19 protein-coding genes are annotated in these 23,483 nt (G+C 68.0%); 11 read left to right on the top strand and 8 right to left on the bottom strand.

The genetic code is table 11. From position 1 onward, the window contains the following. Positions 1-189: transposase (locus ACJ73U_RS00165; protein ID WP_407775401.1), on the bottom strand; the 189-nt coding region annotated here is incomplete at its 3' end. Between the two features lie 168 nt (positions 190-357). Between ACJ73U_RS00165 and ACJ73U_RS00160 the strand changes: the two genes are divergently transcribed. Further along, positions 358-657: an AMP-binding enzyme gene (locus tag ACJ73U_RS00160; protein ID WP_407775400.1), complete on the top strand. Its 300-nt coding sequence runs from the start codon at positions 358-360 to the stop codon at positions 655-657. Positions 658-982: 325 nt separating this feature from the next. Here ACJ73U_RS00160 and ACJ73U_RS00155 read toward each other — a convergent pair whose 3' ends face one another. Both ACJ73U_RS00155 and ACJ73U_RS00150 read right to left on the bottom strand, forming a co-directional pair. After that, the gene (locus ACJ73U_RS00155; RefSeq protein WP_407775403.1) at positions 983-1,264 is read right to left on the bottom strand and encodes a hypothetical protein; all 282 of its coding nucleotides are present in this window, start codon (positions 1,262-1,264) and stop codon (positions 983-985) included. Beyond that, entirely contained in the window at positions 1,165-1,590 is a 426-nt protein-coding gene (locus tag ACJ73U_RS00150) for a helix-turn-helix domain-containing protein (protein WP_407775399.1), read from the bottom strand. The genes ACJ73U_RS00155 and ACJ73U_RS00150 overlap by 100 nt, the downstream gene beginning before the upstream one ends. Positions 1,591-2,156: 566 nt before the next feature. Here ACJ73U_RS00150 and ACJ73U_RS00145 point away from each other — a divergent pair. Both ACJ73U_RS00145 and ACJ73U_RS00140 read left to right on the top strand, forming a co-directional pair. Further along, positions 2,157-3,479, top strand: a complete 1,323-nt coding sequence (locus ACJ73U_RS00145) for a S1 family peptidase (protein WP_407775398.1) — start codon at positions 2,157-2,159, stop codon at positions 3,477-3,479. 577 nt (positions 3,480-4,056) lie between these two features. Continuing rightward, a complete protein-coding gene (locus ACJ73U_RS00140; protein ID WP_407775397.1) occupies positions 4,057-7,842 on the top strand; it encodes a hypothetical protein in 3,786 nt (1,261 codons plus the stop codon). A gap of 290 nt (positions 7,843-8,132) precedes the next feature. Here the strand turns inward: ACJ73U_RS00140 and ACJ73U_RS00135 are convergent, their stop codons facing one another. From ACJ73U_RS00135 to ACJ73U_RS00125, 3 genes are read right to left on the bottom strand one after another with little or no spacing between them, the layout of a single operon-like run. Further along, on the bottom strand, positions 8,133-8,732 hold the full coding sequence (locus ACJ73U_RS00135; RefSeq protein WP_407775396.1) for a TetR/AcrR family transcriptional regulator: 600 nt from the start codon (positions 8,730-8,732) through the stop codon (positions 8,133-8,135). Between the two features lie 28 nt (positions 8,733-8,760). Next, positions 8,761-9,849 (bottom strand): hypothetical protein, encoded by a 1,089-nt coding sequence (locus ACJ73U_RS00130; protein ID WP_407775395.1) that lies wholly within the window; start codon positions 9,847-9,849, stop codon positions 8,761-8,763. 7 nt (positions 9,850-9,856) lie between these two features. Continuing rightward, positions 9,857-11,341 carry an NAD(P)/FAD-dependent oxidoreductase gene (locus ACJ73U_RS00125; RefSeq protein WP_407775394.1) on the bottom strand — a complete coding sequence of 495 codons (1,485 nt, stop codon included), beginning with the start codon at positions 11,339-11,341 and terminating at the stop codon, positions 9,857-9,859. A gap of 761 nt (positions 11,342-12,102) precedes the next feature. Between ACJ73U_RS00125 and ACJ73U_RS00120 the strand changes: the two genes are divergently transcribed. The 8 genes from ACJ73U_RS00120 to ACJ73U_RS00085 all read left to right on the top strand — a co-directional run bounded on the left by ACJ73U_RS00120 (position 12,103) and on the right by ACJ73U_RS00085 (position 20,408). Continuing rightward, positions 12,103-12,654, top strand: coding sequence for a substrate-binding domain-containing protein (locus tag ACJ73U_RS00120; protein ID WP_407775393.1), 552 nt, complete (start codon positions 12,103-12,105; stop codon positions 12,652-12,654). Positions 12,655-13,116: 462 nt separating this feature from the next. Further along, entirely contained in the window at positions 13,117-13,392 is a 276-nt protein-coding gene (locus ACJ73U_RS00115) for a hypothetical protein (protein ID WP_407775392.1), read from the top strand. Beyond that, positions 13,353-13,577, top strand: coding sequence for a cellulase family glycosylhydrolase (locus ACJ73U_RS00110; protein WP_407775391.1), 225 nt, complete (start codon positions 13,353-13,355; stop codon positions 13,575-13,577). The genes ACJ73U_RS00115 and ACJ73U_RS00110 overlap by 40 nt, the downstream gene beginning before the upstream one ends. Positions 13,578-13,859: 282 nt before the next feature. Next, complete coding sequence (locus ACJ73U_RS00105; RefSeq protein ID WP_407775390.1) at positions 13,860-14,198, top strand: RICIN domain-containing protein; 339 nt, start codon at positions 13,860-13,862, stop codon at positions 14,196-14,198. Between the two features lie 410 nt (positions 14,199-14,608). Next, positions 14,609-17,758, top strand: a complete 3,150-nt coding sequence (locus ACJ73U_RS00100) for an AAA family ATPase (RefSeq protein ID WP_407775389.1) — start codon at positions 14,609-14,611, stop codon at positions 17,756-17,758. Positions 17,759-17,934: 176 nt separating this feature from the next. Beyond that, on the top strand, positions 17,935-18,954 hold the full coding sequence (locus ACJ73U_RS00095) for a hypothetical protein (RefSeq protein ID WP_407775388.1): 1,020 nt from the start codon (positions 17,935-17,937) through the stop codon (positions 18,952-18,954). 309 nt (positions 18,955-19,263) lie between these two features. Continuing rightward, positions 19,264-19,803: an RICIN domain-containing protein gene (locus tag ACJ73U_RS00090; protein WP_407775402.1), complete on the top strand. Its 540-nt coding sequence runs from the start codon at positions 19,264-19,266 to the stop codon at positions 19,801-19,803. Between the two features lie 44 nt (positions 19,804-19,847). Continuing rightward, positions 19,848-20,408 (top strand): PASTA domain-containing protein, encoded by a 561-nt coding sequence (locus tag ACJ73U_RS00085; RefSeq protein ID WP_407775387.1) that lies wholly within the window; start codon positions 19,848-19,850, stop codon positions 20,406-20,408. Between the two features lie 333 nt (positions 20,409-20,741). Here the strand turns inward: ACJ73U_RS00085 and ACJ73U_RS00080 are convergent, their stop codons facing one another. Together ACJ73U_RS00080 and ACJ73U_RS00075 are read right to left on the bottom strand one after the other, a co-directional pair. Next, positions 20,742-22,883, bottom strand: coding sequence for a hypothetical protein (locus tag ACJ73U_RS00080; RefSeq protein WP_407775386.1), 2,142 nt, complete (start codon positions 22,881-22,883; stop codon positions 20,742-20,744). Positions 22,884-23,278: 395 nt separating this feature from the next. Beyond that, on the bottom strand, positions 23,279-23,483 hold a 205-nt coding region (locus ACJ73U_RS00075; RefSeq protein ID WP_407775385.1), incomplete at its 5' end, for a cytochrome P450.

Raw genomic sequence — 23,483 nt, 5'->3', positions numbered from 1 at the left:
CGGCTCGTCTCCAGTCGCCGCTGCCGCACCCACTCGACGACGTTCGTCTTTGACCCAGACACTCAACATCCCCGGGTCAATTCCCAGCTCGCGAGCGACCTCGGAAATCGTACGACCGGTATCGATCACACGATGCGACGCCTCAACCTTGTACTCGGCCGCGTAGGACCGACGCTTCCGGGCAGACATAACGGACATCCTTCCAGCAGGGCAACGCCCTGCTAACTCGGTGTCCACTCTTCGGGGGGAACCTCAGGTGACTGGTTCGACACAGGCGACATCGCCCGTCCGGACGGCCGCGGTGGCATCCGCATCGAAGGCCGCGTCGCCGACCGCGTCTACGACCTGAACGCCGACGTGATCATCCCGGTGCGAGACGTGGAGGAGGAACTGATGCAGCACCCCGGTGTCAAGGACGTGGCGCTCATCAGCTGCGCGGATGGTGCGCGGGAGCACGTCTGCGTCGTCGTGGTGCCCGGCACCGAACCCCCGACGCTTGAGGACGTGCACGACCACCTGCGCGACCGCGGCATGACCGAACTGTACTTCCCCGACCGGCTGGAACTCGTCAACGAGTTGCCCCGCGACCCGCAGGGCAAGCTGCGCAAGTACCAGCTCCGCGCGATGTTCGAAGCCAAACCGACGTCGAGCAGCTGATCGCCCTGGGCGGGACCCGGTGATCGGACGTGCGAGGGCTTCAGTCGAGGAGTCCTCGCACGAGTAGGTCCGTCCAGACTCGGCGATGTGGAAGAAGAACTGTCACAGGACATCGCGGGGTCAACTCTCACGCCCACCTTCGGCGCACACTTCACCTGCCGCATCCCGCTGGTGGCCTGTGTGCTGATGCCCGGCCTCACCCGGGCCGACGATTTCGGGCTCCAATCCGGACCGCGCGGACAGCGAACGCCTCGGTGCCGTCCACGCCACCCTCCTCGCCGTCCAGCCGGGGGCCACCCACGGCTGACCCACCTCGGCGCGGACCTCAGCCACCGCAGGATGCGGGGTCTTCCGGGGTGAACGCCATGGCGTCGTAGGCGATGTCGACGGCGCCCTCGCCGCTGACGCCGGGTTGGAGGTTGGACAGTTCGACCCGGGTGCCGCGGGTGTAGAGGGGGAACGTGCCGAGGTTCTGCCAGCGGTTCTGGCCGTTGGTCTCCTGGTTGATCATGACGGAGTGCGGGCTGAGGATGTTCTTGCCGTTGATGCCCGGGTAGATGAGGTAGTGGGCGCCGGGTGTGTCGCCGCCGTGGGTGGGTAGGTGCACCTGGATGTCGTAGCAACCGTCGGTTCGCCCGTGTCTGTCTCCCCGGCATCCGCGGCCTCGGCCGGCCGCCAGGCCCGTTCCCACAGGTCCCGCAGCTCGTCCGGGTCGGCGCCGGTCAACTCGCACAGCACCACGACCACCTGCCAGGGCGGCAGCGCCCGCCCGGCCAGGTACCGCGACAGCGACGAGTCGCTCGCGTGCACCTTGCGTTCCAGGTCCCGCAGGCTCAGGCCGGAAGCACGTCTCAGCTCGCGCAGCCGCTGCGCCAACCGTGCACGCGCGGTGTCGCCCGAAACACTCCGCGACGTCCCAGTATTCGTCCCCATCTCAGAATCCCCCAGAAATCTGTGGCCGACCTCCTGATTGTGACCCAAATTCCCGTGCTGATTCGAGGAATGTGAATTCATTCGTGGAGCCGAGACGGTCGGGTGACGGCGGGGTGACGCGAAGACAGCGCTCGGGCGACGCCGCGGTGCGATCATGCCTCGATACACGACTCGCAGCGGGATCGCCGAATGCCTGTTCCTTTGCAGGTCCGCGCGCCGCGGCGGGCGACCGGCCCGGCCGTGGTGCCGCGGTCGGAGACCTGCAGGCCACCGCCCGCACGCTGCCGCGATCGAGGTGCTCGTGCCGACCGGGTGATGCACGGTGTGCGTGCCGTCGAAGATCCCAGCCGTCAAGTGTCGTGCCCCGCGCCGCGAGTTGACCTTCGGTGGCATGAGCGCCGCCGATCATCGCAGGCCGGAGCGCGTGACACGCGCGGCGAGCTGACAATCGTTGGGTACGAATTACCGCACTTGGTCGAACTAATTCCCGCCGAATGGTCGCTCGCGTCGAAATTCCGCAGTGATCGAAACCTGCCACTACCAGCCGTGACAACTTCATCACACGGATGGCGGTAGGCCGCACGCTACGCGGATCCCTAACCTTTCGACTGCCAAGTGAAAAATTCTCAAACATTCAAAACGGCTGGTCAACGGTCTACCTTCATCGACTGTCGGCCGTTGGCGGTTTCGCATTATTCCTGCGCATCAACAAAGGAAGACAAAACATGAAACGCACCGGAGTGGCGCGTTGGTCCGCGGCTGTCCTGCTCGCCGCCGGACTCGCCGCCGCCAGCCTGACTTCCGCATCGGCGGCCGCTGACCTCGCACCGCTGTCCCCAGTGACAGCGCCGAGGGTCACGCAGGCCATGTCCCAGGCGATGCAACGCGACCTCGGGCTGTCGGCGGCCGAGGTGAAAACCAGACTCGCCCAGGAGGCGGCCGCGCGCACGGCCGAGCAGACCGTTCGGACGACGTTAGGCGACAGCTACGCAGGCAGTTGGTTCGACCCGAAGTCGGGCACGCTCGTCGCGCAGAGCACCGACAGTGTCAGGGCCGCACGTGTCGGCGCGGGTGTGACGGTTCGTGTTGTCACCCACAGCCGCGCCGAACTCGACGCCGTGAAGACCCGCATCGACCGGTTCGCAGGCAGGGCGGCGCCGGCGGCGATCAACGGCTGGCACGTCGATGACAAGACCAACAGCGTGGTCGTGGCCGTCAACCGGCACAAGGTCGATGCGGCCGCCAAGTCGTTCCTCGCCTCGGTGACCGCCATACACTCGTCGGTCCGCGTAGTCGAGGAGGACAACTCGCCGCAGACCTACGCCGACGTCGTCGGCGGCTGGCCGTACTACATCAACTTCGCCGCCCGCTGCTCGGAAGGGTTCGCCGTCTACGGCGGGTTCGTCAGTGCCGGCCATTGCGGTCTGCCGGGCAACACGGTCAGCGACCACAACGGCACCGTGATCGGCTCGTTCGTAGCGTCTTCCTTCCCTGGCAACGACTACTCGTACGTCGGCACCGACCCGAGCGTAACGCTGTGGGGGTACGTGGAGGGCTACAACGGCTCGTGGTACTACGTTTACGGCTCGGCTCAGGTTCCGGCCGGCTCAGGTATCTGCCGTTCCGGTTCCACCAGCGGCCTGTGGTGCGGCACGCTGCTCGACCGCGGCTGGACCGTCAACTACCCGGAGGGCACGGTCTACAACCTCACCCGCACCAACGTGTGCGCCGAACCGGGTGACTCCGGCGGCTCATGGCTGAGCGCGAACCAGGCCCAGGGCGTGACCTCCGGCGGATCGGGCAACTGCACCTCCGGTGGCACCACGTTCTACCAGGAGATCACCCCGATCCTCGCGGCCTACAACCTGACACTCGTCACCAGCAGCTGATCTCAAGGCGGTAATGCGGGTTCAATCCCGTCGGGGCTACATCGTCGGACCAGGCCGTTCCTTCGGGTGACGGCCCGGTCTCTTTTGCGTAGCCTGGGCCAACTTTGGTATCGCGGCCAACCTGACCGCTGGTGTGACTGAGCTGGACCCGAGCTGGGACGGCAACGCAGCCCAGCCGTTCAAGGCGCACATGGTCAAATGCCACGACGCGTTCGCGGAGAACGGGTGGATGTGTGAGACGGTCCGGACACGCTGAGTGACCTGGCGACCGTGCGGTCGCGGAGGTGCGACGGACAAGTCAGGAGGCCCGCCCTCGGGTCTCGACCGCCCACACCCGGTCAGTGAACCGGCTCCCCGCCGCCAGCATTTCCGGCGGCGGGGTGCGTATTCGTCCGGACGGCCCTTGCTTTCACTATGCCAGCGGGAGAAACTCTCGCGCGGGTTTTTCGAGGTAGGGAGCCTCCGCATGATCGTTTCACGCGCGCTTGCTCGGTTGAGATGGATTGTCCCAATTTTACTGATTGTGCCCTTTGTTTCGGCACCTGTCGCGGCGGCCGGTCCCGTCGACGACACCCCCGTGTTACTCACTCCCAAGGGCGAGCACGAGAACGGCGACGACGAGCAGGGCTTCGACAAGCTCCGCGACGCCTACTACTGGAGTCGGCTGCTCGCCGGCGACGATCAGCTGACCTACGAGCAGGCCGCCACCTACCGCAGCCGCGCCGCGAGCGCCGCCAGCGGGATGGCGGCCGAGACCCAGCGCGGTGGCTCCCGCGGCGGCACCTGGACCAGCACCGGGCCGGACCCGATCGTCCAGGTCGCGCGCACGACCAACACGTTCGAGGCGGTGTCCGGCCGCATCAGTGCCCTGGTCATTCGTAACGACGGCACGATCGTGCTCGGCGCGGCGCAGGGCGGCGTGTGGACGTTCGACAACACGACCAAGACCTGGACCTCGCGCACTCCGGACGCCAACACCCAGTCCGTCGGCGCGCTGGCCGCGGCGCCGAGCGACGACCGGATCATCTACCTCGGCTCCGGCGAGGGCGCCCTGTCCGGCGACAGCTACTACGGCGACGGCGTGTACCGCTCCGCAGACGGCGGCCAGACGTGGACCCGCGTGTCCACCGACCAGTTCAACGGGCAGGCCACGTCCTCGATCGTCGTCGACCCCGCGAACCCCAACCACCTGTACCTGGCGACCCTGCGTGGCCGCGGCGGCAACCACCGGACCACCGCGCCGACGAAGACCCCGTTCGGCGTGTGGGAGTCGCGGGACGGTGGCCACCACTGGTCGCTGAAGAAGGGCACCACCGACCAACTGCACGGCGCGACCGACCTCGTCATGGACCCGGTCAACCCGCGCGTGCTGTACGCGTCGTTCTGGGGCGACGGCATCTACAAGTCCACCGACGGCGGCGCGACCTGGGCGAGCGCGCTCGGCGACCTGCCCAGGGGCAACTTCCTGGAGGGTGGCACCCGGTTCTCGCTCGGCCTGTCCCACCCGGCCGGCGCCGCGTCGGCGACCCTGTACACCGGCTTCGACTACTTCGACCTCGACGACAACTACCACCAGTCGCAGCTGTACAAGAGCACCGACGGCGCCGCGCACTGGACCGCCACGCCGACCGGCAGCGGCATCGACTCGATCCTCGGCTACTGCGGCACGCAGTGCTTCTACGACAACGTGGTCAGGGTCGACCCGACCAACCCGAACGTGGTCTACCTCCTCGGCCTGTACGGGTACAACAACTCGCCGCAGTCCGGCGGGATCTTCCGGTCGCTCGACGGCGGCAACACGTGGCAGAGCCTCGGGTACGACCTGCACCCGGACTTCCACGCGTTCGCGTTCCAACCCAACGACACCCACCACGTCGTGCTCGGCAACGACGGCGGCGTGTGGCAGTCGTTCACCGGTGGCGGTCGCGACCTCGGCCAGCCGCTGTCCGCCGCGGACTGGGAGGACCTCAACGGCACCGTCGACCCGACGACCGGTGCGCTGATCCACTCGACCGGCCTGCGGATCACGCAGTACACCAGCATGGCGACGGTGCCGCAGGTGCCCGGCCAGTACTGGGGCGGCACCCAGGACAACGGCACGCTGCGCAAGTCGCTCGCGAACTCGCGGTGGTTCGACCAGGCCGGCGGCGACGGCGGCCAGGTGATCGTGGATCAGACCACCACGAACCCGCTCAACCCCAGCCTGCCCGCGTACGTGTTCGGCACCTTCTTCGGCATCTCGCCGTACCGGTACGACCCGAGCGAGGTTGGCACGTTCTTCGGCAACGAGGCCATCGACGGTGGCATCGACCTGACCGACCGGTCCGAGTTCTACGTGCCGTGGGTGCAGAACCGGGCCAACCCGAACCAGATGTTCCTCGGCACCTACCGCTTGTACCGCAGCGACAACGTCGAGGCGCCGTCCGCCGGGGACGTGCACTTCGACGTCATCAGCCCGGACCTGACGACCGGGTGCACCGCCGATGCGCCCAACGGCGCGCGTGGCTGCCTGATCAGCGCGGTCGGCGTGGCCGACGGCGGTGACGGCGTGTACGTCGGCAGTGACGACGGCGTGGTCTCGGTGAGCCCCGACGCGGTCACCGCCGCCTCGCCGAGCTGGACCCGGGTCGGGCGCGGCGTGCTGCCGAACCGGCCGGTGGCGCAGTTCGCGGTGGACCGGTCCGACTGGCGCGTCGCGTACGCGGCGTACGCCGGGTTCGGGGCGGCGACGCCGCGCAACCGCGGGCACGTGTTCAAGACCGTCGACGGCGGCCGGCACTGGACCGACATCAGCGGCTCCCTGCCGGATGTCCCGGTGAACTCGGTGATCCTCGACCCGTCAGCGGACGGCACGCTCTACGTCGGGACCGACGTCGGGCCGTTCGTGACCGTCAACGGCGGCCGGACGTGGAAGCGGCTCGGCGCGGGCATGCCGAAGGTGGCGGTGTGGCAGCTCGACTACGACGCCTCGCACGCCGTGCTGGCCGCCGGCACGCATGGTCGCGCGGCGTACACATTGGACACCGGCGCGTCGTCACCGGCGCTCGTCGTGTCCACTTCGGACACCGGGGTGCCGGTCGGGCCGGGTAGCCAGATCCACTACACGGTCACGGTGAAGAACGCGGGCAACGCGGCGGCGACCGGGGTGCGGATCGACGCGCCCGTTCCCGCCCGCACCTCGTTCGTCTCGGCCGACAACGGCGGGAAGCCCTCGGGCGGCGTCGTGCACTGGCGCGGGTTGACGGTGCCGCCGGGCGGGAGCACGTCGGTCTCGTTCGACGTCCGCATCGCCGGCAACCTGCCGGGCTCGGCCACGTCGATCGTGAGCGACGGCGTGACGGTCCGGTCCGACCAGGGCGTGGACGCGAGCGGCAGCCCGCACACGATCCCGATCGCGCCGGCACACGCGGTGACCGTCGCCCCGGCGGCGCAGAAGGGCGGCGCGCGGGTCGGCACCGACGCGACCTACACCGTGCACCTGACCAACAAGGGCTACCAGACGGACAGCTACGCCTTGTCCGCGACGGGATCCTGGCCGTCGGCGACCTATGACGCGACCTGCACGACGCCGCTGACCAGCACGCCGACTGTCGCGCCGGGCGCCGGCACGGACGTGTGCGTGAAGGTGAGCGTGCCGGCCACGGCCGCGAACGACGCGACCAGTGACACGACCGTCACCGCCGCGTCGGCGTCGGTGAGCGCGAGTGCCACGCTCACCACGATCGCGGTGGCCGTGGACACGCTGCTCGTCGACCAGGACCTGGGCGCGCCGGACGTCGAGTCGTACTACGCGACGGCGCTGACGGCGAACGGGACCGCGTTCAGCCACTGGGACCTGGCCGCCGAGCCTGACGTGCCGGTCTCGTACCTGAAGGCGCACAAGACGGTGGTGTGGTTCACCGGCAACACGTACCCGGCGCCGATCACACCGTACGAGAACGAGCTGAAGGCCTTCCTCGACGGCGGCGGGAGGTTGCTCATGTCCGGTCAGGACATCCTCGACCAGGCGGCGGGCACGACCGCATTCGTGCGTGACTACCTGCACATCGACTGGGACGGCACCGAGACGCAGAACGACAAGACAACCGGGGCCGTTCACGGCGTCGCCGGCAACCCGGTGACGGACGGGGTCGGCACAGTGGCCCTGGACCACTCGGTGTTGGGTGCCACGTTCGAGGACCGGGTGACCCCGATCGCCCCGGCGACGTCGGCGTTCACCGACGACTCCGCGGCGGTGGACGCGCTGACCGTGGCGGCCGGGCCGTACAAGGTCGTGTTCCTGGCGTTCCCGTTGGAGGCGTACGGCACGGCGGAACAGAAGGCGGATCTGATGCACCGGGCGCTGACCTACTTCGCCACGTAATCCGAGCCCGATGCCCGAGGGACCCCTTCAAGACGTTCAACCCAACGTCCTGAAGGGGTTCCCTCAGGGCATTGGCCGGGTCGCGAGGTAGTGCCAGCCGGACGCACCAAGTGATGCGCGACGAGGTCGTACGCCTCCCGCGCCATCGCCGTCCGCTCGGCGAGCCGCGCGTCCCGCACGAGATCGCCTCGCCTGGAAAGCGCCGCCGTAGGACCGTCGGTGACGACCAGGCTGTCCGGCCTGCCCTAGAAGGCGTGCAGCACGGCCGGGCACCGACAGTCCCGAGAGGGTCACCCGCGGAGGGCCGGTCCAATCCAGCGCCGGACGAGAGTCCGCAGCTGGTCGTCGGTGAGTGGTGGTGTCGACGGGTACCGTAGGAACGATATGAACAGTCGCATGAGGATCTCGGCGAGGCCCCGGAGGTCGGCGTCGGTCGTGATGCCGACGGCGGACCAGTCGACCGGCAGGTTGCGGAGGATCCGCGCGCCGAGGGAGAAGGACAGTGGAGAGGTGACCCCCGCCGTGAAGGAGTCTGTTTCGCCAGCCTGCAGGAGCAGGCCCAGGTAGGGCTCGTGGGGGACCGTTCGGACGGCGAACACCACGGATTCCACGGCGGCTTCCGCCGGACTGCCGAAGGAGGCCAGGTGGTGTTCCATCCGCTCGGCGAACTCCTCGGCGCCGGCCTCGGCGACGGCGGTGAGGATGTCCTTCAGGCTGGGGAAGTAGCGGTAGACGGTCTGCCGGGTCACCCCGGCCTCGGTGGCGATGTCGGAGAGGCTGGTCTTGGCGAGCCCGAACCGGTCGATGCACGCTGTCGCCGCCTCGACGATCCGGCGGCGTGCTTCGTTCTCGGTGCCGGGCGGGTTGCCCTGCCATCCGTGGTACCCCATGCACTCCATCTTCCCTGATCGCCGCAGGTCAGGGGGTGGCAGGGGCCGTGCGGCGGGCGCGGTGGAGCGCGGCGAGCAACAGGCCGGCGCCGACGAAGCAGGCGAGTGCGTAGGGGCCGCTTCCGATCGGGGTGCCCTCGCTGGTGACTCCGTGGTCCGCGGCGAGGTACGCCGGGAGGGCGCTGAGCCAGAACACCGCCATCCCACCCAGGTAGACGGCGGGGTAGAACCGCGCGAAAGCCGACGTGGGTTCGTCCGGTTCGCGGTCGGCGGACCGCAGGTACGACACGAGGATCCAGGCGCCCGCGAGCCAGAGCAGGGCCAGTTCGAGGCCGAGGACCCAGGCCTGCGCCGTGCTGTTCCCCCTGACGAGACTCGAGGGGATGCCGGCGATCGCCATGGTCGGTGGCGTGAGCACGCCGGCCACCAGGATGCGTGGCACGAGCGACCATCCGCGCCGTGGGCCGCCGGTCAGGCGCACGACCAGGTAGGTCATGGCACCCATCGAGACCGAGGCGAACAACAGCATGCTGTTCATCGGCACCGACCCCAGCGCGGGGTGGTTGACGATGTGGTTGTCCATGTTCCAGGCCCACCACCTCAGCTGGGGGCCGATGTGGTCGAACACCTCGTAGAACACCTGGCAGGTGAAGGCGACGGCCACCGAACCGGTCAGCGCGCCGCGCCGGGCGAAGATCCCGAGCGACCGCACGAGCTCGTAGGCGAGCTGGCTGAACGCCGGGTAGAACGCCACGATGTAGAGCGGCAACCGGTCCCACATGAACTGCACGGTGAACTGGTTGTGGGCGAAGATGAAACCGTACAGCTGGTCGAGACCGAACCATTCCGGGAAGTACAGCGGCGGCTCGGTCACGAGGAGGTAGACCAGCGAGGCGCACCACAGCGACAGGTTGGTCGAGTCGCCCGCGCGGTGGCGGCGGAGGGCGTGCACCAGCGCGAAGACCGCGCCGCCGATGATGATCACTTCGAGCAGCGGCAGCGTCCAGTTGGCCAGCTCCCACGGGAAGCGGACCGAGACCACGGGGGAGACGTCGTGGCAGTCGAACCCGAGGTCTCGGGTGATGGCCTCCGCGCCCGGACCGCAGTCGGCACTCATGACCGGCTCACCGCGCCACCGCCGGCGTCGTGGTGCCGGCGGGAGAGTAGTCCGTGGCGGGTGGCTCGGCGTTGGGGTCGAACCCGAAGGGCACCCGGCGTCGCCCCAGCGCGGCGCGGATGCCGTGGCGCGCGAGCCGCGCGAGCACACCCGGGTTGCCCAGCATGTCGCCCAGTGACTCGTCGAGGTTGAACACCTTGGCGAAGTGCTCGTCGATCACCGGGTCCTCGCGGGCGGCGCCGACGATGAAGCTGAACGCGGGGTCGGACACGGCCGCGAGGACGCGGCGGCGCCACTCGGGCGGCTTCTCGGTGCCCACCGCACACCCGTAGCCCTGGTCCCGTGCCATCGCCAGTCGCCACGGCACGCCGAGCAGCTTGCGTTGTGCCGCGAGGAACCGCGAGAAGAACGCCGCGTCGAGGTGTTGGGCGCGGGAGAGGTGCGCACGCAGCAGCAGCGCGGAGAGCGACGCGGAGCTGATGCCCTGGGCGTAGAAGGGGTTGAACGCGCAGATCGAGTCGCCGACGAACACCAGACCCCTGGGTGGGATCGCCCACCGGTCGTAGCGTCGCCACGTGTTGCCGGTCGACCGTGTCAGGTGGACTTCCGAGGTGGGGGTGCACCGGTCCATCGCGGCCGCGAACAGCGGCGCCCGCACCCGGCGGGCCGACTCGACGAACGTGTCCTCGGTGCGGGGCATGTCGAGCCCCCACGAGCCCATGCAGGCGATGACGCGGTTGCCCTCGATCGGGAAGAAGTTCACCAGGAACTCGTGTTCGGCGGGATGCTCGCCCTTGTCCCGGGTCGGCATGATCACGAGGTGCCGCCACCACCAGGACGGCGGTCGCCGTGCGGGCAACTCGTACCAGCGCGAGGTGTAGGTGACCTTGGCGTCCAGCGTCCGCACTTCGAGTTCGGGCCAGCCCGCCGCCACCAGCCAGCCGCCGACCGAGGAGCCACGCCCCATCGCGTCCACCACGAAGTCGGCGTCGAGGTGCTCATCGCCGGTGGGTGACGTGAGGTCGACGCCGGTGACCGCGCCGTCGCGGGTGCCGCCGTTCCGCGTGGTCAGGCCGGTCACCGAGACACCCTCGCGGATGGTCACGTTGGCCAGCTCTCGTACCTTGTCGCGCAGCACCCGCTCGATGAGGACGCGGGAGCTGTAGATCATCGTCATCGCGCTGCGCTTGCGGGCCGACCAGCCCTCCCCGTCGAGGTAGGCGGCGTCCATCGACGGCATCAGGTGCAGCCCGCCCGCGGCGACGAGGTCGTCGGAGAAGCCGGGGAACAGCTCCCCGATCGCGCGCCGGCCGGAGTTCAGCAGGAAGTGCGGGTGCTTGCTCTGCGGCACGCCGCGACGGTGCACGACGTCCGCCGGAAGCTCATCACGTTCCAGCACCAACACCTGGCTGAAGTGCGGGGCGAGAGCACCCGCCGCACAGAGACCGGCGGCACTGCCACCGAGGACGACGGCAGTCCTGCCGAGCTTCATCGCCGACCAACTCCCACGTCATTCATACAGAATGACGACAACTGTATGAATGACGGGAAGTGGGTGTCAAGGAGCGGGCCGGCGGCGGCTGCCGGAAATCACGTCCTTGCTGGTCCGGCCAGCTGATCCACGCTGGCGCCGAGATCACCTGGTCGCCGGTCTCGTCGTCCGGTCGCCCGGTCAGTTCCCACCCCGGTCCAGGGATGATTTCCGAGTACCGCTCTCGACGACCGTGAGTTCAGTGCCTCTACCGTGTTCTTGATCAGCAGTTCGGACGCGGTGTGCAGCAGCGCCTCGGACTCGCTGGAGCCGGCCAGGTTGCCGATGGAGCCGGCGAGCAGGTGCTCGACCTCGCCCTGCCGCCCGCACCTATGCCGTCCACAGTGGTCGGAGGTGGTGCTGACACTCGGTTCGTCACCGGCTCGTGCAGCGGGGGAGCCCGGGCGTCCCATGTGGTGTTGCGGGGCGTGCCGAGCGCGATCGTCGGCAGTGTCGTGCTGGACCTGGCCAACCCGTTCTACGCGGAGGTCAACCGGGGCATGGAGGACCGGTTGGCCGACGAGGGGGTGCCTGGTGTTGGCCGGTAGCACGGACCTGCAGGTCGCCAAGGAGCGGCGGCTGCTTGGCCTGCTGGAGGAGCAGGCCGTGCCGGGGATCATCATCGCCCCGATCGAACCGGACCTGACCAGGCTGTGGGAGCTGAGCCGTCGGGGCACGCCGGTGGTTCTCGTCGACCATTCCCCGGGGAGCACATGTGTGCCGTGGCCGTCGACGACCTGCTGGGCGGCAGCCTCGCCGGGGAGCACCTGCTCTCCCTCGGTCACCGCCGGATCGCCTATCTGGGCAGCGTCGTGGACACCACGCCGGTCGCGCGTCGACGTGCCGGGGTCCGCCAGACGCTGGCCGACGTGGGACTCGACCCGGACGAGGCGCTGCTGGACGTGCGGATACCGGTCAACCCGTCGCTGGCCGACAGCGCGGACGCCGTCAGGAGGATCCTGACCGCCGTGCCACGTCCGACCGCGGTGGTCTGCCTCAACGACACCGCCGCGCTGGCGGTGTTGCGTGAGCTGGAGGTCGCCGGGGTACGCGTCCCGGCGAACATGTCCGTGGTGGGCTATGACGATCTCCCGTTCACCGCCCTACTCTCGCCGCCGCTGACCACAGTGGCCCAGCCGACCTACCGGCTCGGCTACGCCGCGGCCGACCTCCTGCTCGACGAGGCACGAACGGACCACACCCACCGCGAGATCTTGTTCCAGCCCTCGCTGGTGGTGCGCTCCTCCACCGCGGCTCCTCCCACCGACCGTTGACCACGTCCGTGGTTCGCGCAGGGGGACAGGCCTCGCGCCCTTGCCGCCGGCCGCACCTTGACATCAACGGCGGTTGACCTCTGTTGCAACGTTTGTAAGCCGCGTCAGCCGCGACGTGTGCAAACCGACAGGAGGGTGGAGCAATGAGGCTCTGCTATCTCGTCGTGACGTCCGAGGCGTAGTCGGCCCTCGGCCTCGTCGAGGGTTCGAACGACAGGTGCCGGTCAGCGTGATCAATTGATCGTCCCGCGCACATCGGCGATCAGCACAGCAGAAATGAACATCTCCCATCGTGCGCCCAACTCTGGGAGCGCTCCCAAATCCGGACTGCTCCTGCGGGTCGTTTCTCCAGGAGGTCGGTATGAGTTTGCGGTTTCTCCGTGCGGTGGTGATCGGCCTGTCACTGGCCGCCGGCGCGGTCTGGTTCCTGCCCCGGTTGGTGCTGCCACACTCACACGGATCATGGCGTTGGGTGACGATTTCGTGGGCACGCCGCCCGCGTACGCCGCGACGGGACTGCACATCAGCGGCACGGACATCGTCGAGGCCAACGGCCAACCGTTCATCATGCGCGGGATCAACCACGAGCATTTCTGGTTCCAGAGCCAGACCAGCTCGTTCGCCAACATCAAGGCCCTGGGCGCCAACACCGTGCGCGTGGTGCTGGGCAGCGGCCAGCGGTGGGTCCGTCCCCCGACGTGGCCAACGTGGTCTCCCTGTGCAAGCAGAACCGGTTAATCTGCGTCCTGGAGGCGCATGACACCACCGGGTACGGCGAGGACAGGGCCGCCGCCTCGCTCGACCAGGCCGTCAGCTACTGGATCAGTCAGAAGAGTGCGTTGGTCGGCCAGGAGAACTACGTCGTGATCAACATCGGCAACGAGCCGATCGGCAACAAAGGGGCTGCCGCTGGTCATCGGTGAGTTGGGCTGGCAGTTCGCCTCCGGCGAGGTGGACGACCAGACGGTCATGTCACAGGCGGTCTCCAGGGGCATCGGTTACCTCGGCTGGTCCTGGGCCGCCAACAACGACGCCAGGCTCGACATGACGAACAACTTCGACCCCAGCCAGCTCATCACCTGGGGACAGCGAATCTTCAACGGCACCAACGGAATCAGGGCCACCGCCAAGGAAGCGACCATCTACGGCAGCGGAACCAACACCGGCGGCCGGGTTCGCGCGGTCGGCCGAACCGGTGCCTGGACGTGCCGAACGCCAGCCAGACCAACGGCACGCAGGTGCAGATCTGGGACTGCAACGGCGGGTCCAACCAGTGGTGGACCTACACCTCCGGCAAGCAGCTCATCGTGTACGGCAGCAAGTGCCTGGACGCTTCCGGTCACGGCACGAGCAGCGGCACACCGACCATCATCTGGGACTGCACGGGTGGCGCCAACCAGCAATGGGCGGTCAACACCAATGGCACCATCACCGGTGCCGAGTCCGGACTCTGTCTGAACGTGGTCAACACCGCCGCCAACGGCGCCCTTGCGGAGCTGCGCACCTGCAACGGCGGCAGCAACCAGCAGTGGAGCCTCGGATAGCTCTTCCCGGCCCCCGTCCCGCGGGTCGAGGGCACGGGCCGCCTAGTGGGTCAGGGCTGGTTGGGAGATCGCGCTGAGCGATCCGTTGGAGCCGATCTTCGTTGTGTTGGAACAGGTGCGTCGGTGCTCCGGGCGCGGTCGTAGATACCGCTGTCCGGCAACAAGGTCGGCACGTGCACGCTCCCGTCCGGCAACTCGGCCGCGGCCCGCCGCCGTGATCACCACCGGTGTTGAATTGATTGCTGTGACCCGGCCGTTATGAGGCGCCTATACCCTGGCCGTCCCGGTACAGAGGGGTTGAGCGGGGATTGGCCAGAAGACCCGGTTCAGAACCTGCGAATGGCGACGGTCGGCGTCGCCACGACGGGTTCGGTCAGCTGTCGGGTCTCGATCTGGAGTCGATCGCCGCGGTGCGGACCCTGCCCGAGCTGAGCAGGCTGCTGCGAGAGCTGCGTCGCCGTGATGCTCGGCTGCGGGGCGCCCGCGAGCTCAGTTATCGGGAGTTGGCCGCCAAGACGGGCTGGTCGCGCACCGTGATCGGGGGTTATCTCACGGGGCAGACCCTGCCGCCCACCGATCGGTTCGACGCGTTGGTCGTCCTGTTGGGTGCCCGACCTGCCGAGCGTCGTCAGCTGGCCACCGCGCGGGACCGGGTCGCGGATCTCCAGCGGGGCGCGGCCGCACGCGAGTCCCTGGGCGCCGTGCGGTTGAGTCCGTCAATCGTGGCTCGTGACGCTGAGGTCGCCGAGCTTCGTGCTGCGGTGGAGGCGGCTTCGGCGGGCTCCGGCGGCGTGGTGTTCCTGTGCGGCGAAGCCGGAATCGGCAAGACCCGGTTGGCCACGGAGGTGATCGGGCTGGCCGCCGACGCCGGGCTCTCGGTGCTGCGCGGCCGCGCAGCGACGCCGTCGGTCCAGTTCCGGGCGTTGAGCGAGGCGTTGCTGTCGGTGCTGCGGCGGTCAAGCCGACCCGAGGATCCTGAGCTGCTGCCCTACTACCCGGTGCTGTCCCGGCTGGTCCCCGAATGGCGTGTCGGGCCGACCGTCAGGTCGGAGGATTCGCTCGTCGTGCTGGCAGAGGCGGTGTTGCGGCTCGTCGTGGCGGTGGGGCGCCGGGGTTCACTGCTGGTGCTGGAGGATCTGCACGATGCCGACCAGGACACCCTGACGGTGGTCGACTATCTCGCGGACAACGCGGCCGCCGCACCGTTCCTGCTGTTGGGCACCGTGCGTTCTCAACCCTGCGCGGGGCTGGATCTGGTGCGGGCGGCGCGGCGGCGCCATGGGGTGACCGTGTTGGGGCTGCACCGTCTCGGTGATGAGGCGGTGCGGAAGATGGCCGGCGCATGCCTCGACGTCTCGCCGGACCAGGTACCCGAGCCGGTCATGGACCGACTGCTCGACACCGCGGATGGCGTGCCGCTGCACGTGGAGGAGTTGCTGGCAGGGATGGTCGAGGATCGACTGCTCGTGCGGCAGGGCGGATCCTGGACCGTAACCGGACCCGTGGCCGAGCAACTTCCGGTCACCCTGGCCGCGACGCTGACCGGCCGGGTCGATCGGCAGAGCCACCGGACCAGGGCGTTGCTGGAGGCCGCGGCGTTGGTGGGGCGGCGGTTCGCGCCCTCTTTGATAGGAGTCGCCGCGGACATCGACGACGACCGGTTGGCGGGCTGCCTACGCGAGGCGGTCGACGCTCAGCTGCTGGTGGCGGACGGTGACGCGTTCTGCTTCCGGCACGCGCTGACCGCGGAGGCGTTGCGGGCACGCCTGCTGCCGATGGAACGGGCCGCGCTGGCGCGCCGCCTGGCCACCGTGGTATCCGATGTGGATCATCAGCTCGCCGGGGAGTTGTGGCAGGCGGCCGGCGACCATCGACGTGCCGGTGAGCTGTTCGGGATCGCCGGGCAGCGTGCCGCGGCGCAGGGCGCCGTGTCCACGGCGATCGCCCTGCTGGAGCGCGCATTGTCCACAGTGGATTCGATCGGGCTTGCCGAGTCCCTGGTCGACGCCTACGCCGACGCCGGTCGTATCGCCGATGCCTATGAGCTGGGTGCGCGGTGGGCGGGTCATCCAACGGTGCATCTGCGGCTCGCTCGGGTCGCCGCCGCGGCCGGCCACTGGGCGGAGGGACTACGCGAGCTGGCGAAGGTACCTGCCTCGGATCCCGTCACAGCGGCCCGTATCGACGCCACAGCCGCCCAATTGGTACTCGGCAGTCCCACGCCTGACCGCCTCGTCCAGGCACAGCTGTTGGCTGAACGGGCACTGCGTGCCGCGGAGCGCAACGGCCAGCCAGAGGTGGCGTGCGAGGCGCTGGACACGCTCGGGAGGTGTGCGCGGCTGCGGGATCTGGCCGAGGCCGACGCGCTGTACCGACGCGGACTGTCCATTGCGGACGAACACGGGCTGCTGCACCGCAAAGTGAGACTGTTGTACAACATCGGCGCTCATGACGGCATCCGGGATGCCGCCCCGGGAAGGCTGCTGGAAGCCCTCGCGCTGGCGAACCGGATCGGCGCTGTGGAGGTCGCGCTCGACATCGACCTGGAGCTCGCGGTGGTCAGGACCTGTCGGGGCGAGTACGAGGAGGCGCAGCGGTCCGCGCGGCACTGCGAAGAGGTCGCCGAGCGGCTGCGCCTGACCCACACCCGACTCACCGCCGTTGCCGTGCGAATCTTCGCGGCCGCCCACACCGGTGCCCGATCCGATGTGGACGCGTCACTGGCGAGATACCGCGAACTTGGCGGCGAGCAGGACGACCTCGACTCGGCGGTTCGCGGTTTCGGTCTCGCCTTCTGCCTGCTTCAGGAGGAGCGGCACGACCAGGCCCTGAGCGAGCTCGGTCACGCGGTCGCCGCGGAGGCAGCCCGCCCCGCGTCGTACCTGTCCCTGGTACACGGCCCGCACCTGCTGCTCACCGTGCTCGCCGAACGGGCGGGCTGGCAGCAGTGCGAGACCTTCGCCACGTCGGCGCAGACGCAGGCCACCTGGAACCGCCAGTTCCTCCCGCTGGCCCACGCGATCCTGCACAGCAGAGCCGGCGACCTCGTTGACGCGCAACGTGAGATGTCCCGCTTCATGGAGCTGTCGCGGCGCTACCCGCTGGCCCACCACCTCGGGTTGCGGCTGGCCGCGCCGTCGGCGATCGAGCGAGGATGGGGCGACCCCGTCTCATGGCTGCGGACGGCCGAGATCCACTTCCACACCACCGCCCCGGCGGTCGCCCGTGCCTGCCGGACGTTGTTGCGCCGTACGGGAGCATCGGTCAACCAGCACCGGGAGGGCAGCGAGGCGATCCCCCGGCCGTTACGGGAGCTCGGCGTCACCGTCCGCGAATACCAGGTGCTGCGATTGCTGGCCGATCATCTGAGCAACAAGGAGATCGGCCAACGCCTGTTCCTGTCCCCACGCACGGTCGAAAAGCACGTGGCAAACCTCCTCACCAAAACCGGTCAACGGGACCGCGCGCTGCTGTCCGACCTCGGCGAAAAGATGGGTAGCCCGAGCCCGAATATGGGGACCGACACTCGCCCCGCCACCCGCGAAGCGCGCACACAATGACCACAAGACATCTATCGAGGGGGAAATCGATGCGTGGTCGCCTACCGACAATTCTCACGATCGTACTGCTCGCCGCGTCCCTACCGGCCCATGCCACCGCGGCCGAGGCGCCGTGGGCTCCCGTCACACCCGCGCTCGTGTCGCCCGACAGTCCCGGCTTCACCGGTCTCTCCGATGTGGCCGCGGTGTCGCCGACCGACATCTGGGCCGTGGGCAACGGGTGGCACAACGTCGACGAGCCGCTGATCGAGCACTGGAACGGCTCGGGCTGGGATCCCATCGAGGAACCGTCCGTGCCGAACTTCCAGTACACCCTCTCGGCGGTCGACGCGGTCTCCGCGCGAGACGTGTGGGCGGTCGGCAGTGGAATGGGTGCACCAGACCCCGATTTCCACTACGTCCCGGTCATCGCGCACTACGACGGCACGACATGGTCGTTTGTCCCGGCTCCCGCGCCTCCGGCAACAAGTGTGTACGCGTTGACCGACATCGACATGATATCTGCCACGGATGGGTGGGCCGTGGGCTGGCAGGGGAGGTTGAGCGTCGGCGCGACGCAACCGCTCGTGATGCGGTGGCGGAACGGACGATGGGTGACGGTGACACTGCCTGATGTCGGCGGTGATTTCACGATGCTCCATCACGTGTACGCCCGAGCCGGCGATGACGTCTGGGCGGTGGGCTATGAGAACGACTCGGCTCTGGTCCTGCACTTCGACGGCACCCGGTGGAGCCGAATCGCCGTTCCCCACGGCGGCGCGGCCGGCGAGTCCAACGACCTGCGGGCAGTGACCGCGGTTTCGGCGGGTGAGGTGTGGGCGGTCGGCTTCACCTGCTTGCCGGGGGGTGGCGGCGGCGAGTGCCAGCCGCTCATCCTGCATCTGGCCGGCGGCAGCTGGCAGGTGGTGCCCACTGCCGGTGATCGTGGCACGTACCTGCTGGATGTGGTTGCCCGAGAAAGCAACGACGTGTGGGTGGTCGGCTACGACCAACCGGTGGGCGTGCAGGATACCAACTACGTGGAGCATTGGGACGGTCAGCGCTTCACGACGGTACCGGTGGATGCCCGATCGCTCGCGGTGCGAGGTGGACTGGCATCCGCTCTCGCGGCTGTCACGCGGATTCCTGACACCGCCGAGCTGTGGGCCGTGGGTTGGCAGGACGTCGACGTCCCGCAGGTGATCCGGCACGGCTGAGTCCGCCCCCGTCCGCCCGTGTCCGCAACCGGCATCGCTCGCCGGCGATCCGCCGTACCCTTCCGTCGTTAGTTCGAGCAGGTCGATCTCGACAGGTATTCAACGTTCAGAAGTGGCCGCCATGGCGGTGACCATCAGCGCGATTGGCAGGACGTCGACCCACAGGCAAGCCTGCGCAGCTGAGTCCACCACAGTCCGTTTCCGTCATGGTTGAACCACCAGTGGCGTTGACCCCTGGGGTCACGCTGCGGCAATTCGCACCTCAAAGCAGAAGAAATCAAACCATCAACTCTGACCGGAGTGATCGAAATGAAGAATCGAAGAGTGCTGACTGCAGTTGTCACTTTCATCAGTCTGACCGCAAGCGGCGTGGTCCTGGCCGACTCGGCGCATGCCGCCGAGGCCACGACATCGGCCACCGCGCAGGCGGCCCTGGCCGGCGACTTCATTCAGATTGTCAACGACCGTACCGACAAATGCGTCGACGTGCTCAATGCGTCCACCGCAACCGGAGCGGTCCTTCAAGAATTCGACTGCAAGGGCAATGCCGCGCAGGCGTTCAGGCCGGTAGACGTCGGTAACGGCTTCTTCCAGCTGGCGAACGGCGGTAGCGCCTTGTGCATGGAGGCCGCCGTTGGTGACCGTGTGCGTCAGCAGTTCTGCAACCCCGCGGCCACCGGTCAATGGTGGCGCTGGGGAGTCGCCAACAACGTCGGCGCCCTCGTGCTGGCTTCCGGTATCCCTGGGCTGTGCTTGGCGCTCGTCCCCAACACCATCAAGAACGGCGCAGCTATCGCCACCATCGACTGCAGTGGCACCAACAGCGCGGACCTTTGGCACGCCGAATAGGCGCGCTTCTGAGGCGACGAGAAGGATAGGTTATGAATTCATTCTTGACCATTGCGAAGAAATTTGGTGCGATTGGTTCGATGCTGGCCCTGGTCGTCACCGGCCTGGTTGCCGCGGCCGGATCCGCGAGTGCGACCACGCCGACCGTGTTCGATCTCAACGGCTTTTACAACTCTGGCGAACCGGCGAATCCGGTGATATCGAACGTGAACGACGTTCTCACGATCGACATGTCCCGCCTGGGTCGTCCGGCCGCCAACGGTGTCGTGCTCACCAGCGACACCATCATCGTCACCTTCCCCGATGACGGCACGTTTACCGCCAAACTGGTGGCGCCGGGCTCGGTCCTGTGGTCCAACAGCACGGTCTGGACCAAGACTTCGTCGGGCACAGTCCCGAACGTGGTCCGACTCGATGAAGCTACGGCGAGATCGAGAATGACCGCCGCTGGATTCGGGCTCAGTGTAAGCTTCTTCTTCACCGACAGGGTCTGCACCAACCTCGACAAGGTCGCCAGCCAGTCGCCGGTAGGTGGTACGCAAGCCGCGCTGGGAACCGTTGTGACCGCCAAGATTCGTGTGGAGCCACCCTCCGGTTGTCCCTGAACAACTAATCACATGACCGCAATTCACCGACGGCGGTAGCACAACCGCCCGTACCAGGATCGCGAACGTGCTGTCACCGTTGTCGGCGGTCGTCGCATCCTGTCCGCAGAATGTCCTACCCTGGCCCAGCCCGCAGAAAGGTACGTTCAGCCGCCGCTGGTGGGCGGCCGCCAGTCACCGGTCGGCAGGTCCTCGACTGACCGAGGCGGGTGCGAAGTTGACGCCGTGCCTGCCTCGGTCAGGCGGTGGCCACCCTGGCGTTCGACCTTGACCCGCCAGTGGGTCACAGCAAGCGGGGCACGCCGGTGGCGTGCCCCGCTTGATTGTGTGTGTCTACTCGCCTGCGCCTCCGCCGGAGTCGCCACTGAATCCACCCGTGTCGGATCCGGCGGAACCGAGACCCGCGTCGGAGCCGAGACCGGTATCGACACTACCCAGTCCAGTATCGCTGGACAGTCCGGTGTCGCTGGACAGTCCGGTGTCGCTGGACAGTCCGGTGTCGCTGGACAGTCCGGTGTCGACCGGGTTGACCGGTGCGACGGACGGCGGCTCCACCGGAGTGATCACCGGTGGCGGCGGCGCGGTCGGCTCCGGCACAGCATCGATGATCGGTGCTGGCTCCGGCGCGATGACCGGATCCGGCGCTACCGGCGGTGGCTCCGGGGCGACGGCCGCTGGTGCGTCGACCGGTGCCGGTTCCGAAGGAACGTCGACCGGCGGCACTGATGGCGGCGCGTCGGTCGGTGCCGGTGCTGATGGAGCGTCGGCCGGAGGCACTGCGGGCTGTTGTTCGGCCGGTATCGCAGGCGTGTCAGCCGCAGATGCGTCCGGTTGGACCGCGTCCGGTTGCACTGCATTGGGTTGGGCCTCACCAGGTTGCGTCCCATCTGGCTGCACCCCATCTGGCTGCACCCCATCCGGCTGCATTGCCTCCGGCTGCATTGCCTCCGGCTGGACCGCATCCGGTTGAGCCGCGTCCGGCTGGACCACATCCGGTTGCACCGTATTGGGTTGGGCCTCGCCAGGTTGCACTGCGTCCGGCTGCACCCCCTCCGGCTGAGCCACATCCGGTTGGACCGCTTCCGGTTGAGCCGTGTCTGGCTGGGCTACCTCCGGCTGAGCCACATCCGGCTGGACCGCGTCCGGCTGAGCCGCGTCCGGTTGGACCGTATTGGGTTGGGCCTCACCAGGTTGCGTCCCATCTGGCTGGACCGCGTCCGGCTGCATTGCGTCCGGTTGCACCGCGTCCGGTTGTGTCGCGTCCGGTTGTGTCCCATTTGGCTGAGGCGTGTCGGGCTGGGTCGTGTCGGGTTTGGCTGGCTCGGCCTGGTCGGCACGGTCGGGCTGGGTCTTGTTCTGTTCCGCTGGTGTGTCGGACGGCGCCTGGGTTGGCGTGGGGTCCTGAGCGGGTGGTTGGGACCTGTTCCATGGCGGCTGGTTCGCCGACTGTAGCGGGACGTCAACCCGCAGGTTCCACTCGTAGGAGAACGTCGGCGTGATCGGTGCGACGTTCTCCGCACCCGTGACACCCTGCTTGGCCAACTGGTTGTTCACCGCCTGCTCGACGTAGGGCTGCAGCACGCTCCCGAGCAACTGCTGCCCCAGGTCGTTGGGGTGGTAGGACCCCGCCGTGTTCGACGGGGTCAGGCCGTTGAGCCCTTCCTGGTTGGTGAACAGTTCGTGACCCTGCAGGGCGGTCGAGACGTCCCCGAAGAGCCACTGCTGGCCCGGGTGCTGCGACGCGGCCGTGAGCGACGCGTCCTGGTTGTTCGTGTTCAGCGCCGAAGCCAGCTGGTTGGACCGGTTGGCTTCTTCCTGACTGATCGTCGACCAACTGAACGGCGACCACCACGTCAGCGTGCCCGGGATGGTGTCCGGCATCGCCTTGGGATAGCCGAGTGAGACGATGGTCGCGTCCGGCGCCGCCATGTCGGCGACGTCGTTGAGCAGCTTGACCTGGTTGGCGAGATACGTGCCGTCGTTGAGCGGCTGCATGAACTGCGGGAACTGCTGCGCCGACGTCCCGTCGGTGTTGAACAGCACAGTACTCACCCACTGGCTGAAGCGGGCATCGTTGCCACCGATACCCACGATCACCACGTCCGCGCCCTTCACCGCGTTGATCTGCGGTGGCTGCTCGAACGGCGTCCCAGGATTGGTCGTCTGATACAGGCTGTCCCGGGTAGCTCCCGAAACCGGCACGAACGTCACCTGGATATCGACGCCCGGGTTGGCCGCCTTGATCTGATTGATCGCCTGCAACGTCGGCGCCGTGGACGACTGATGCGCCGGATCCACCGTGTCAACCTGATAGGTGATGCCGGACTCATCCGTCGTGGTAACCGGCGCCGTGCGGTAGGTCGACGCGTTGGCACCCTCACCACTGGTGAACGAGTCACCGATCACGGTCACCTTCACCGTCGCCTTGGCCGGCGCGGACGGCGGCCCGCCAGGTTGCTCATCGGCGCCCGCCAACGCCACACCCGTGGACAGAGCCAACACAGCCGCCGACAACACCGTGCCCAGCCCCCACGCGAGCAGTCCACCTCCCCCATCCTCAGAACCTGATCTCGATAATCTCACCTGTCCTCCTAGAAAAAGGTGAATGAACGCGCACGACCACGCCGTCTTGTCGCCGACCGTGCACGCCGGGTGACTAACCCCTCGAGATGAGTTTCAAACTATGCCGACCCAAGGATGGGTAGCGACCACAAGAACTGTTCGCGAACGCGACGCGGGTGATCTCTCGACTGCCAACCGAAACAGGGTCATGCAAGAGGCGCACCCAGGAGAAACGCCCAGTCGGCTATGCTCACCATCCATCCCAGGATCCACAAGCGGGCAGGCCACCGGCCCCGCCACCACTCAAATCAGTGGCGTTGGTCCAGAACGGGATCCCAGGTGACCGGAAGCGAGGACACCCCGTAGGTCGACATTTCGGTGCGCAGCGGGACCCTGTCGGACGGGATGGCGAGCCGCAGGTTCGGGAAGCGGCGTAGCAGGTGGCGGAAGGCGTCGGCCAGCTCCGTCCTGGCTAGTTGCTGGCCGAGGCACTGGTGGATGCCGTACCCGAAT

Source organism: Actinophytocola sp. (genome assembly GCF_045807065.1).
Classification (GTDB): domain Bacteria; phylum Actinomycetota; class Actinomycetes; order Mycobacteriales; family Pseudonocardiaceae; genus Actinophytocola.
Note: the sequence above shows the minus strand (reverse complement) of the source record. Positions and strands in the feature narration are given on the sequence as shown.